Below are 13,949 nucleotides of genomic sequence, written 5' to 3' on the forward strand. Positions count from 1 at the left end.
GCTTATAAGTTGAAGCTGATGTTGAAACCAACCGTTTTGGTCGTCGGGATCTGTCCGTTTTCAATTCCCTGCAGATTGCCGTCGTTATAATAGCTGGTTTCCGGATCGATGTGCGGCAGATTGCTTTTCAGCAGCGCAAGGTTTCTTCCGACTACCGAAATGGCAATGTCGCGGAACGGCAGTTTTTTGAATACCTGCCCGGAAAGCATGTACGTGAATTTCACTTCACGGAGTTTTACATAGCTGGCGTCGAAAATGGTATTTTCATTGTTGGTCAGCAAGTAATATTTGTGATGATATTCTTCGGAAGAAATGCGTTTTTCATTGCGTACGTATTCCGGATTTGCAGCCGTGCCGATGTTGACAACGCCATTGCCTACGATTCCCTCTTCACGTCCCAGTGTGGTTTCTTTCAAAACGCCCGTATACCGTCCGATGTTGATGGATTGCGAGAAAATGTCGCCGCCGTGTTTTACGTCGATCAACGTGCTCAGCGAGAAATTCTTGTACCGGAACGTATTGGAAAATCCGCCGATCCAGTCGGGTGTGAAATTTCCCAGCACGCGGCTGACGGGATCGATCTGCGGATAACCTTGTGCGTCGTAAACAATGTTTCCCTCCGGATCGCGCAGAAAACCTTTTCCGAAGAATGTTCCGTAAGGCTGGCCTACGCGCGCTTCAACGGACAATCCGCGGAAGCTGTTTGTCGTAGTGGCTTGCGTAAGCGAATTGTAGCTGGTATTCAGCTGATACGTAGTCAGGTTATTGGCAAGAGAAATGACCTTGTTTTTATTACGCGCCCAGTTCAGGCCGATATCCCACTGGAATGAACCGACTTTCACAGGCGTTGCGGTAAGCTGGATTTCAAAACCCTGATTTTCGATTTTTCCTGCATTCAGCAGTTTGGAAAGGTAGCCGGTCGCATTGGAAATGTTGACGTCCAAAATCTGGTTGGAAGATACTTTTTTGTAATAAGTAATGTCAAGGCCGATTCGGTTCTGCCACAGACGAATATCTGTTCCGATTTCATAAGAAGATGTGATTTCAGGTTTCAGTTCGGCGTTCAGCAAGGCATTGTTTTCAGACAAGCTTGGCGTGCTTCCCCACGGATTTTCATATTTGTAAGTACTTGCAAGCCGGTATGGATCGGTATCGTTACCCACACGCGCCCAGCCTGCCCTTAATTTTGCAAAGGATAAAACAGACGACTGAATGTCAAACATATCGGTAAAAACCGCACTGACAGCCGCAGAAGGATAGAAGTAAGACCGGTTGCTGCTCGGAAGTGAACTCGACCAGTCGTTGCGCGCAGTAAGGTCTACGAAAAGGTAATTGCGAAAACCAAGGTTGGCCGAAGCATACAAACTGTTAACCGTTTTCTGAATGGAGCTGTTTTCCGTAACCGGCCGCTGACGTGAATTTCCCAGGTTATAAACTCTTGGAATTGCCAGTTCCGTCGCACCCATATAATTACGCTGCGCGTAGTTGGAGCGATGGTTTCCGCCGATGTTGGCCGTTATGTCAAATTCTCCGAACTTGTGCGTGGCGTTCAGCAGGAAATCCGAATTGGATTCGCGGACAAAAATCTGTTCTTCGTTATAAGCGTCAAACAAAGCCGAAGCGCCGATTCTGGCCTGACGGGCAGCCGTTTTGGTCTTGCGGCGGTCTTCATAAAAATCGGTTCCGGAACGTGCAGTCAGCGAAAGCCAGTCGGTGAATTTGTAAGTGGCGGAGAAGTTCCCGTACAGCCGGTCGCGTTCGTTGCCGCGTGTGCTTTCGTTCAGCAGATAATACGGGTTAGTCCAGTAATTGTCGTTCCAGTTGTATTGGTAAATGCTTCCCGGTTTCTGATAATTTTTAAGCTGATCCATATCCACCTGACGGCCAAACCAGATAAAGTACAAGCCGAAATTGTTGCGGTTATCGCTGCCGTCTTTCACGTAATTTCCGGTTGCGCGCACGCTTAGTTTTTTGGTAAGGTTCCAGCCGGCGTTCAGGGAAACCGTTCTGCGTTTGTAATCCGTATTGGGCAGAATTCCCGTCTGGTTAAGGTCTGTAAATGAAAGCCTGAAATCCGCTTTGTCGCTTCCTCCCGTAATGGCAATGTTGTTGGTAAACGTTTTTCCCGTTTCAAAAAAGTTATTGACGTTGTCCGGATGTGCAGTCCACGGCGTAGGCGTTCTTTTGCCGTCGGCTCCGATCGGAGAATCAAATTGCGGAAGCAGCCTGCCGTCCAGTCTCGGGCCCCAGCTTTCGTCCACGCCGTCATTCACGCCGCCGCCGGCCCCGTCTGTATATGAGAAAAGCCCTTTTGCGCCCTGGCCGTATTCATTCTGCCATTCCGGCAAGCGGAACGGACTTTCAAATGCCGTATTGGTATTAAAGGAAATACCGATTCCTTTTGATCCTTTTCCGCTTTTTGTCGTGATCAGCACCACGCCGTTTGCGCCGCGTGAACCGTAAAGCGCTGCGGCACTCGGTCCTTTCAGTACGCTGATGGATTCCACATCGTCCGGGTTGATGGAAGCGGCGGCATTTCCGTAATCCACGCCGGTTCCGGAGCCGAAGTTGCTGTTGTCCACCGGAATGCCATCCACAACGAACAAAGGCTGGTTATTGCTTCCGATGGAACTTGCCCCGCGAATGATCATCCGGGAAGACGAGCCCGGCGCGCCATTGGAATTCGTCACCTGAACGCCGGCCAGCCTTCCGGAAAGCGAATTGACCAGATTGGTTTCTCTGGCCTGCGTCAGCGTCTTTCCGCTCACTTCCTGTACGGCATAACCCAGCGCCTTTTTTTCGCGGGCAATGCCCAGCGCGGTCACAACGATTTCACTGAACTGCGTCGCATCCTCTTCCAGCGTGATTTCAAGGAACGTTTTTGAGCCGACCGGAACTTCCAGCGACTTGTATCCGATAAAGGAAACGACGAGCGTTGCATTGGCCGGAGCGTTCAGGGTGAATTCTCCGTTGGCATCCGTCGTGCTTCCGCGGCTGCTGCCTTTGATCAGAATGCTGGCTCCCGGCAATGCGCCGTCTGTGGACAGCACTTTTCCTTTGATGTCAAGCTCCTGTCCGTATCCTGCTCCGGCAAGCAGCATCAGAACGGACAGGAAACCCAGCGTAAAGACTTTTTTCATAGTTCAGTATTTAAGAGTGAAAATAGTTAGGTAATTGATTCGTCGGGCGAATCATATTTTACAATTATCTAAATTCAAACAATATTATGTTAGATAAAAGTATTATGGTAAAATATTAGTTGTTAAATATTACATTATACAAAATATAATATTTATAAAGGGTATGTTTATATTTGAAGGTGATGTTTGTACAAAACCAATTCAGGTTCGCTCCTGACTGGTACTATTCCACGTCAGACAGAAAAAAAGTTGTCAAATACGCTTTTAAACGGATCATTGAAGTACGGGGCGTTTGAATTGCTATATTTGCATCCGGTTCTAAAACAAATGGCTGTGAGCCGTTTATTATTCTGAGTATTCCATATAGCTTAAATGAAGGTTCTTAAATTTGGCGGCACTTCTGTCGGTTCGGTTGACAGCATCAAAACAGTCATCCGTATACTCGAAAAAAATCTGGAAAAGGGAGAGCGGATTGCCGTTGTATTTTCTGCCATGGGTGGCGTTACAAACCGGCTGATCGAAATAGGCAAAATGGCCGCTTCCGGAAATACAGAGTATACGGAATTCCTGAAAGTAGTGGAAGAAAGGCACTTTGCCGTTGTGCGCGGACTGATTCCCGTAAAAAGTCAGAGCAGTACTTTCGCCGGCGTAAGAGGCTTGTTCAACGAGCTGGAAGATATTTTGCGCGGCGTTTCCTGGATACGCGAACTGTCGGAAAGGACGCTGGACCTGATCATGAGTTTTGGTGAACGTTTGTCAACGCTTGTCATTACCGAAATCCTGAAAAGCAAAGGCATTGCCGCTGAATTCTGCGATGCCCGCCAGATCATCCATACCAACGCAACGTACGGTATGGGCGATGTAAATTTTGAAATAACCAATCGTCAGATTCTTGAATACTTTGCCAAAAACTCCGCTTTACAGTGCGTTACCGGATTTATTGCATCTACTGCAGAAGGCATAACCACAACGCTGGGCCGAGGCGGTTCCGATTACACGGCTTCCATTCTGGCGGCAGCGCTGGACGCAAGTTCCATTGAAATCTGGACGGATGTGGACGGAATGATGACTGCAGATCCGCGCAAAGTAGCCAATGCTTTCACGATTCCTTCCATTTCGTATGCGGAAGCCATGGAATTGTCGCATTTTGGTGCCAAAGTAATTTATCCGCCAAGTCTGCAGCCGGCGTTTGCCAAAAATATCACGCTGAAAGTGCTGAATACGTTCAACGTTGATTTTAAAGGAACTTACGTGCAGAAATCGGCGAATGGCAAGGAATATGCGATCACCGGAATTTCTTCTATTGATGAAATCGCGCTCGTCAATATTCAGGGCAGCGGCATGATCGGTGTTGCGGGGATTTCAGGAAGGCTGTTTACCGCACTTTCCAGCAATGCGATCAGCGTCATCCTGATTTCGCAGGCTTCTTCGGAACATTCCATCTGTTTTTCCATTGATCCCAAAAATGCACAGCGCGCCAGTGAAATCCTGGAAAGGGAATTTGCAACGGAAATAAATCTGGGCTACATCGACAGCATTTCGATTGAAAAAAATCTTTCCATTATTGCCATTGTCGGCGAAGGAATGCGGAAAAGCTCCGGTGTTTCGGGAAAACTGTTTTCTGTTTTAGGTAAAAACGGGATCAATGTGGTGGCAACCGCGCAGGGTTCTTCCGAGCTGAATATTTCCGTTGTGATTGCGAAAAGCGACTTATCCAAAGCACTGAATGCCATTCACGGCGTATTTTTCCAGTCAGAAACGCGTTCGCTGAATCTGTTTATCGTCGGCGTCGGTCTCATTGGAAGTACTCTGCTCGAACAGATCAGAAACCAGACCGAATTCCTGCGGGAAGAAAAGCTGCTTAACCTGAATATTGCCGGACTTTCCAATACCAAAAAAATGCTGCTCGCTCCGGATGGCATCAAGCCGGAAAACTGGCGTAACCGCGTGATGGACGAAGGCGTGAAAACCAGTCTGCCCGCGTTCGTGCAGCGCATGATCGAGCTTAACCTGCCAAACAGCGTTTTTGTAGATTGTACTTCGGATAAAGACATTGTTCAGTATTACCATATGTTGCTGGACGCGAGTATTTCAGTGGTGACGCCCAATAAAGTGGCCAATTCCGGAACGTACTCGGAGTATCTTTCTTTGCAGCGGACTGCGCTTCAGAGAGGTGTAAAGTTTTTGTATGAAACCAACGTAGGCGCCGGATTGCCGATTATCAATACGATTCAGGGCTTAATGGCCAGCGGTGACAAGTTCCTGAAAATCGAAGCGATCCTTTCGGGAACGTTATCTTATATATTCAACAATTTTGGCCCGGGTGTTCGCTTTGCGGATGTTGTAAAGGAAGCCAAGGCAAAAGGATTTACAGAGCCGGACCCGCGAGACGATCTGAGCGGTGCGGACGTAGGCCGAAAAATACTGATTCTTGCGCGCGAAGTTGGCGTTCCGCTGGAATCTGAAGAAGTGAAAATCTCACAGATTCTGCCCGGCAACTGCCTGAATGCCCCGACTGTGGATGCATTTTTTAGGGAACTTGAAATTTCGGATTCCTACTTTGCAGAAATGCAGTCCAAAGCGGAGTTAAAAGGTGAAAAACTGCGCTACATTGCAACGCTGGAAAACGGCAAGGCAACGATTGAGCTGAAAACCGTGGATGCCAGCCATCCTTTTTACACCTTGTCGGGAAGCGATAACATTGTTTCCTTTACAACGGAACGCTACAAAGACCGTCCACTCGTAATAAAAGGGCCGGGTGCCGGTGCGGAAGTAACGGCTTCGGGCGTATTCGCAGATATCATGAGTATCAGTAGCTATTTGGGCTAGAAGGTTTTAAATTTTATAAATGAAAATTCACACACTTGAAGATATTATTAGAAAAGCTGCCAGATGCCTCGATGACGCGAAAGAATGTATGTTCGTAATGAGCCATGACTTTATAATTGACCGTTCATACCTTGCAATGTACCACGGTGTTCAGGCTTTGCTTTTTACCAGAAACACTGCAACAATGCCTTTTACGGAAGCATATATTGTTTTTCATCAGGAATTTATACTAACGCAGTTGATAGCAAAAGAACATGGCCTGGCTTTAAAACGAAGCTTTGAAAAACGCCAGTTCAGCGATTATGACTACGATGAAGTTTCACAGGAAGATGCAAAGGAATCGCTGGACGATGCCCGCGATTTTGCAGAAGCAGTAATACAATATTTAAAGGAAAACAATCATTTACAGTGAATTCAGTTAAAGCTTTTGCTCCTGCAACGGTTGCCAATGTTGCCTGCGGATTTGATATATTCGGTTTTGCCATTGAAGAACCCGGCGACGTTGTGGAACTCCGCCGCCGCGACGAACCCGGGATTGTCATTACGGATATTTTCGGAGATGAAGGACGGCTGCCCCGGAATGCAGAGAAAAATGCAGTGACTGTTGTGATGCTCCGGCTGCTTGAACATCTCGGAATTCAGGATTTCGGATGTGAAGTCGTACTGCACAAAAATATGCCTCTGGGTAGCGGAATGGGTTCCAGTGCGGCCAGCTCGGTGGCCGGCGTTGTCGCCATGAACGAACTGCTCGGCAATCCGCTTACCCGCCAGGAATTGCTGCCTTTTGCGATGGAAGGCGAACGGATGGCATCCGGTTCCGCGCATGCGGATAATGTAGGGCCTTCCTTGTTAGGCGGGTTCGTGGTCATCAGAAGTTATACGCCGCTTGATATTTTTACGATTCCGGTTCCGGAAGATTTGTATTGTACGCTTGTACATCCCGATATAGAAATCAATACAAAAGACGCACGGTTTATTTTGCGGAATGAAGTCTCGCTGAAAAACACGATTGCGCAAATGGGCAATGTCGCCGGCCTCGTCGCCGGGCTTATGAAAGCGGATTATGAGCTGATCGGCCGTTCCATGGTGGATGTGATTATCGAGCCGGTGCGGTCCATCCTGATTCCCGAATTCAATGCAGTAAAGCAGGCCGCTATTTCCAACGGTGCGCTTGGATGCAGCATTTCAGGGTCGGGGCCGTCTCTGTTTGCATTGAGCAGAGGAATGGAATCGGCGATAAAAGCAGGAAATGCCATGCAGCAGCAGTTTGCGGCAGCCGGAATAGAATCCAGCGTACATGTAAGCGCTATTAACAAAGGCGGTGCAGTTGTGCTGGAAAAATAATGAAGACAATAAAACCGTTTGATCGTTATTTGTTCATTTTTTTGTGGAAATGAACTTTCTTGTTTCCTCAGCGCGTTATTTACATCAGTTATAAAAACAAAAATAGCATGGTTACTGTAAGCGATACCGCCAAAAACAAAATTGTTGAACTCCGTAATGCAGACGGTCATTCGGATGATTATCAGATCCGCGTAGGCGTTTTAGGAGGCGGCTGTTCCGGTCTGACCTATAATCTCGAATTCAACTCAACAACCAATCCGAACGACATGGTTTTTGAAGATAAAGGCGTAAAAATCATTGTTGATAAAAAAAGCATTCTTTACCTCGCAGGAACAACGCTGGATTTCTCAGACGGCCTGAACGGTAAAGGATTTCAGTTTATAAATCCGAATGCCACACGTACCTGCGGATGCGGCGAAAGCTTCGCGGTGTAAACGGTTGTAAAATATTTTATTTTCAGAAACGCACTCCTAAAAGCGGGGTGCGTTTTTTTTATAATCTTCAAAGGTTTTAATTTGCCGCACCGATGGATTTTCCCGGGATAATCCTTTCAGATTACTATAAACAAAATTAATTTACACACAGCGGCAACGCCGTTCAAAACTTGATCAATGAAACCAACTCTTTTGATTCTGGCAGCCGGCATAGGCAGCCGTTACGGCGGTATCAAGCAACTTGACCAATTTGGCCCAAACGGGGAAACTATTATAGATTATTCATTATACGACGCAATCCGCAGCGGTTTCGGAAAAGTGGTCTTTATTGTAAGACAGGAAATCAAGGATAGTGCAGAAGCCATTTTTGCGCCAAAACTTCAAGGGAAAATCGAGTATGATTTTGCTATTCAGGGTATACAGTCGTATGTGCCAGCCGATCTTGGGAAAGTGGAAAGAGTGAAGCCGTGGGGAACCGGTCATGCCACTTTATGCGCCTGGGAACAGACAAAAACGCCGTTTGCCGTAATCAATGCGGATGATTTTTACGGACGTGAAGCATTTGCAACGATGTCGGATTTTCTACAAACGGATACCAATGAAAACCAGCATGCCATGATCGGCTATGAGCTGAAACGAACACTTTCCGAGAACGGAACCGTTTCAAGAGGCATATGCGTGGAAAGAGCGGATCATAATCTGGAATCGGTTGTGGAACGGACAAAGATCTTTGAAGACGGCGGTAAAATTTACTTTGAAGAAGACGGTACCCGTACCGAACTGGCTCCTGAAACGCCGGTTTCCATGAATTTCTGGGGATTCAAGCCATCCATGTTCCCGATTACCAAAGACTTGTTTGAAACGTACGCGAGAGAAAATATCAACACGCCGAAAGCAGAATTCTATATTCCTACGGTCATGACGCACATCATCAAAGGCGGTTTGGGCGATTGCCGTGTATTCCGCAGTTCTTCGGACTGGTTTGGCGTAACTTATCCGGAGGACAAGCCTGCGGTTCAGGCTGCTTTATCGGCGCTGCATGAGGAAGGTTCTTATCCTGAAAAGCTTTGGTAAAAAAGAAGTCAGGTAAAAACAGATTTAAATAAGAATATAATCAAAGGTACCCGTAGCTATGCTTCAGGTACCTTTGTCTTTTACGGCCGAAATTCTTTTCTACTGTTTGATTACTTTAAAAGTTTTCTCGTTCAACCGGATTAAATATACACCTGCAGACAAGTCGCTCAGATCTGTCTCCTGAATCCCCTCTTTGTTTTCGACAGCATGTACCTTGTTGCCGGCATGATCAAAAACTTCTAATCTGGTTATGATTCCTTCGGATTTTACCTTGAGATAATTTGTAACCGGATTAGGATATAGCGTTATTTGTTCTTCTGCTTCGGAATATTCTGGTTTATCCTTTTCTGCTGAATGCGTTGCTTCTGTTCGTGCCGAAGCCATGCTGCTGCCCGTCAGGTAAGCAGGCAAGTAGCGCCAGGGGCCATAAATTTGTCCGGTAATGGCCAGTGCAGGATCGTACTTTACACGCACGCGGACTTTGGTGAAAGGCCCTTGTTTGACAATCACATTTTTCAGTTCTGTTCCGGTAAGTCCAAGGCTCACATAAGCACTTTGCGAACCCGAAGATTGTGTGCTGTTAGTGATTATGTTATTGGAACCTTTGGAAAAACCCTGACCTTTCGCCTTTGTTTCCCAAACGAGCTTGCCTTTGTTCTTGCCTAGGAATGACTTTGCAAACAGTCCAACTCCAAAATCAGTCTTGCTGAACTGGCTTTGATTGATTGGTGTGGTTAAATTGGAATTGTAAAGGCGTGTGTTGTTTTGAAGGCCAGGCAACCAAATCCAGCCTGATTTGTTGCCATTATAAGTAATAATAGCTCCTTTGTTATTATTAAATAACGGCATTCCAATAATGATATCACTAAATCCATCTCCATCGATATCACCTGCGCCAGCAACATTTCCTATTGAATTTGAATAAAATATCTGCTCCTGATAATTATTAATAACCTCATTAGCTGGTGAGCCGCTAGGAATACCGGACGGAGACCCAAAGTACAAAAATGCAGCTACTTCAGAATCCTGATTTAAAGGACGGTTAAAATAAGGAACCTCTACAATAATATCACTATATCCATCACCATTTACATCTCCTGCACTTGAAACGGAGTAGCCCATGCCTGCATCTACTTTGTTCGATTCTAGAATAGATGGGGTCGGATTGAGACCGGTTGTAGTACCATAATAAATCATTGCAGCACCTTCATTATTTTGGCCGTTTTTATAACCGTATACTCCAACAACTACATCGCTTAATCCATCGCCATTTACATCGCCAGCAGATGATAAAGAAAAGCTCATATTAGCTCCTATTATGTTTCCTTCAATAGTTTTCGCTGGATTATTTGAGATGCCAGATAATGATCCATGATACACCTTAAAGTTTCCTTCAGAAGCTTCACCATTTGTATAATAAGGACTTCCTATAATAATGTCACCATATCCGTCTCCATTAATATCTCCGGCACCTGCAATTGAATTTCCAAACTGGGCTGCTGCCTGTGTACCTTCTAGTTTAATGGCTGGTACTGTATTTATGCCCTGTGCAGTACCATGGTAAATAAAAGCTGCACCTTCATCAAACTGTTTATCATAATTAGGATCTCCTACAATTACATCCCCAAATCCATCTCCATTAACGTCTCCTGCACTTGCCACTGACCAGCCCATTGATGAATTAGGTTGATTGATGTTTTTAAGAACAGAGCTATTACTCTTGTTTATACCTTGTGCAGAGCCGTAGTAAATTAAAGCAGCTCCTTCCAGAAGAATATTTTTCTTTGAATCATAACTTATGAAATAACCCATATCACCAATAATTATATCGCTATAACCATCTCCATTTACATCACCTGCACCTGCAACAGAGTAACCCAAAAAGCTACTTTCCGGTACATCTTCAATTATTGTTATTGAATTTAGATTTAGATTAATACCTTTTGCAGTGCCATAAAATATAAATGCAGCTCCCTTGTCATTATAATCAGGAGCTCCAACAATTATATCACCAAATCCATCCGCATTCACATCTCCTGCACTGGCAACTGATTGGCCAAATTTCATGCCGTCTTGGTTTCCTCCCAATTTATCTGCCAGCATTTCTTCAACTCCGCTTCCGCCCCCATGAAAAACAAAAACTGCACCTTCATCCTTGTTTCCATTGTCATAAGTGTTTGCTCCGACAATAACGTCGCTGTAACCGTCTCCGTTCACATCGCCTGCGCTGGCGACAGCGATGCCTAGTCCTGCATCTGCCTGATTGCTTTCCAGCTTTGAAGAGGCCTCCATATTGATCCCTTCTGCTGATCCCAGGTATACAAATGCAGCCCCTTCATTAGCCTGTCCATTATCATAGTTGCGTGCCCCGATGATCAGGTCGCTGTAACCGTCTCCGTTTACATCGCCTGCCGAAGCTACTGCCATGCCAAACTGAGCCTCGGCCTGGTTGCTTTCCAGGATAACAGCATCTTTAATGATGCCATTTGCTGATCCTTTATAAACCAGCGCGGCGCCTTCATTGGTTTCTCCCTTGTCATACTGGTATGCTCCGGCAACGATATCGCTGTACCCGTCTCCGTTCACATCGCCTGCTGACGACACGGCATGGCCCATTCTGGCATCAATCTGGTTGCTTTCCAGTACGGCCGGATTGCCTGCTGCAATCCCAGCAGCAGAACCGTGGTATACAAATACAGCACCTTCGTCCGTTTGGCCGTTGTCATAAAGCCGGGCACCCACCAGCACGTCACTGTACCCGTCTGCATTCACATCACCGGCACTGGCTACCGAAAAGCCCATCGTTGCACCGGCCTGATTTCTTTCCAGCGTAGCTGCCGCAGCAGTGACTATTCCCGAAGCCGAGCCGTGATAGATAAAAGCTGCACCTTCATTGCTTTCACCTTTGTCATACTGGTGCGCGCCAATAACAATGTCACTGAAACTGTCTCCATTCACATCTCCTGCAAGGGCAGCCGAATTGCCAAAGCCTGCGTCCGCCTGATTGCTTTCCAGAACAGCAAACCCGTTTGTATTCACACCGGCTGCCGAACCATAGTATACAAATACAGCTCCTTCGTTGCTTTCTCCCTTGTCATAATTAACTGCTCCTGCAAGCACATCGCTGAAACCGTCTTTATTGATGTCACCTGCGCTGCTGACCGAGTAACCAAAAAGTGCTTCTGCCTGATTACTTTCCAGGATCAAGGCGGGATTTACAGCAAGTCCTGTGGCGGAACCATGATAAATAAAGACTGCTCCTTCATTGTTCTGGCCTTTGTCGTAGTAAGGAGCACCTGCCAGTACGTCACTGTATCCGTCGCCATTCACATCGCCTGCACTGGACACGGAAAATCCCATCCATGCAAAGTTTTGGTTTCCTTCAAAGGATTTATTGGCATTGCCGGGATGGCCGTTGGTCACAAGCGGATCAATGGTGACAGGATATGCGGCATGATCCGTACTTACGGTTATAATGACTTCGTTTTGCTTATAGGCCAGCGTGGCCGCCAATGTTTTGCCATTTGCGTCCCAGCATTTCAGGTCGTTGTAAACCAGCTGTTTTTCCAGATCTCCGCCTGCTTTTTCCGTGTAGAAATGAAGCTCGTTTGCATGCAGATCATTGACCTTCAAGCCTTCGGCGGAAAGTTTTATCTGCAGCTGCCGGGTGTTCTCCGGCGCTGAACGTACGATAAAGTTCTGGCGAAGACCCTCTTCTGTGTTGATATACTGTTCGGTAAAGCCCCGGTGAATAATTTCAAGTTGGTTATCCCTGCTTTCTGTCCGGGCATCCGTTTCAGGCGAATGCAAAAGCTTGCCATCTGCAAAGATGCCTTTGTTGATGAGTTTAAGCCTGAAATTGTGACCGGCAGAATCAATGCGGTTTTGTACTGTCAGGGTTCCGGGCTTGTAAAAAGCCCTGAGTCCCTGCTTGCGGTTCGGGCTTTGCAGTACGCCTTTTTCATTTTCTTTGGAAATGTTGTACTCCCGTCTGGCAAGGCTCTGACGAATGTCCGACAGGGTGTTTTCGGAAACAGCGGACTTTTCAGGCGTTTGACTGTTTGCACTTTTAACAGCAGAAACCGGCTTCATGGAAGTGTTCCGGTCTGTAAAGTCGCTTAGCAGACCGGCTTCGAGGATTGCCCCGCAGGCAAGCAGGCTGAAAATAATAAACCTGTAATGATGCTTCATGGATCATTTAAATAAGTGTGAGAAAATAGAAGACAGAATGCCTTGAACAAGCATTTTCAAATCTTGCCGTTTCCTATATTTACTTATCTAAACAATGTGCAATGTTACTGCTTTGATTACCAAACGGATTTTATCCTGAGATGCCTGGCGGAAAACAGAAGCGGGAAATTGTAGTGTGTAACACTACAATTTCCCGCTTTGACTGATTTTAATGATTTCTGTACCTGTATTTCTATTTCTGCACAAGTGCTTCCATCATTTTTTCGGCAAGGAATTTGTTTCCGTTATCTGTCAAATGCACGCGGTCGGTTGTGAGAATGCCTTTTTCTTCGTTTTTAGGATTGTTCTGGGCAAGGTAATCCTGAAAGTATTTCCTTAAATCACATAACTGAAGATTGTTGCGCGTGGCAATTTCACGGATCAGTCTGGAATAATAGTTCAGGTCGCCGTCCTGCGGGTTGGAAGCATCGTTCCTTTCACCGATCACTGTTGGCGTACATACAATCACACGGATATTCTGCGCTTTCATTTTCTTGATCAGCGCCTCATAGAATTTAACGTATTTGTCAGGATCGGTTCCCGTTCCGTACGTAGTTTTGTGCCATACATCGTTGATTCCGACATAAATAAACACGACATCCGGTTTTTTGGAAAGTACGTCATCTTCAAGCCTCAAGTAAAGATCATAAACTTTATTGCCGCCGATTCCGGCTCCCATCAGTTCATACTGACTTTCTTTGCCCTGTGCTTTCAGCATTTCGGTCATTTTTGTGATGTACCCGGTCGGACTTACGCCCGCCTGCGTAATGGAATCACCGAAAAAAATGACGCGCAGTGGTTTGTCCTGACGCATGGCTAGTAACGGCAAAGCAACAAATGCAACTTTTAAAAATTTAAATAAGATCCGCATATCAATGAAATAAATGGTTTTTGTAAA

Annotated in this window: 8 protein-coding genes; 5 read left to right on the plus strand and 3 right to left on the minus strand. The window is 46.1% G+C overall.

Annotation, left to right across the window (positions count from 1 at the left end; translation table 11 throughout):
- Positions 1 to 2: 2 nt before the first annotated feature.
- Complete coding sequence (locus FEM55_RS07880) at positions 3 to 3,140, minus strand: SusC/RagA family TonB-linked outer membrane protein (protein WP_138280797.1); 3,138 nt, start codon at positions 3,138 to 3,140, stop codon at positions 3 to 5.
- A 372-nt stretch (positions 3,141 to 3,512) separates the two neighbouring features.
- Between FEM55_RS07880 and thrA the strand changes: the two genes are divergently transcribed.
- The 5 genes from thrA to FEM55_RS07905 all read left to right on the plus strand — a co-directional run bounded on the left by thrA (position 3,513) and on the right by FEM55_RS07905 (position 8,821).
- The gene (thrA, locus tag FEM55_RS07885) at positions 3,513 to 5,969 is read left to right on the plus strand and encodes a bifunctional aspartate kinase/homoserine dehydrogenase I (RefSeq protein WP_138280798.1); all 2,457 of its coding nucleotides are present in this window, start codon (positions 3,513 to 3,515) and stop codon (positions 5,967 to 5,969) included.
- 19 nt (positions 5,970 to 5,988) lie between these two features.
- The gene (locus FEM55_RS07890) at positions 5,989 to 6,381 is read left to right on the plus strand and encodes a HEPN domain-containing protein (RefSeq protein WP_138280799.1); all 393 of its coding nucleotides are present in this window, start codon (positions 5,989 to 5,991) and stop codon (positions 6,379 to 6,381) included.
- The gene (locus tag FEM55_RS07895) at positions 6,378 to 7,313 is read left to right on the plus strand and encodes a homoserine kinase (RefSeq protein WP_138280800.1); all 936 of its coding nucleotides are present in this window, start codon (positions 6,378 to 6,380) and stop codon (positions 7,311 to 7,313) included. The genes FEM55_RS07890 and FEM55_RS07895 overlap by 4 nt, the downstream gene beginning before the upstream one ends.
- A gap of 107 nt (positions 7,314 to 7,420) precedes the next feature.
- Positions 7,421 to 7,747 carry a HesB/IscA family protein gene (locus FEM55_RS07900; protein WP_138280801.1) on the plus strand — a complete coding sequence of 109 codons (327 nt, stop codon included), beginning with the start codon at positions 7,421 to 7,423 and terminating at the stop codon, positions 7,745 to 7,747.
- A 177-nt stretch (positions 7,748 to 7,924) separates the two neighbouring features.
- Complete coding sequence (locus FEM55_RS07905) at positions 7,925 to 8,821, plus strand: nucleotidyltransferase family protein (RefSeq protein ID WP_138280802.1); 897 nt, start codon at positions 7,925 to 7,927, stop codon at positions 8,819 to 8,821.
- 99 nt (positions 8,822 to 8,920) lie between these two features.
- On the opposite strand, the gene FEM55_RS07910 is transcribed toward FEM55_RS07905, so the two are convergent.
- Together FEM55_RS07910 and FEM55_RS07915 are read right to left on the minus strand one after the other, a co-directional pair.
- The gene (locus tag FEM55_RS07910) at positions 8,921 to 13,012 is read right to left on the minus strand and encodes an FG-GAP-like repeat-containing protein (RefSeq protein ID WP_138280803.1); all 4,092 of its coding nucleotides are present in this window, start codon (positions 13,010 to 13,012) and stop codon (positions 8,921 to 8,923) included.
- A gap of 232 nt (positions 13,013 to 13,244) precedes the next feature.
- Positions 13,245 to 13,922, minus strand: coding sequence for an SGNH/GDSL hydrolase family protein (locus FEM55_RS07915; protein WP_138280804.1), 678 nt, complete (start codon positions 13,920 to 13,922; stop codon positions 13,245 to 13,247).
- Positions 13,923 to 13,949: the final 27 nt, after the last annotated feature.

This window comes from Dyadobacter sediminis, assembly GCF_005860765.1.
Taxonomy (GTDB): Bacteria; Bacteroidota; Bacteroidia; order Cytophagales; family Spirosomataceae; genus Dyadobacter; species Dyadobacter sediminis.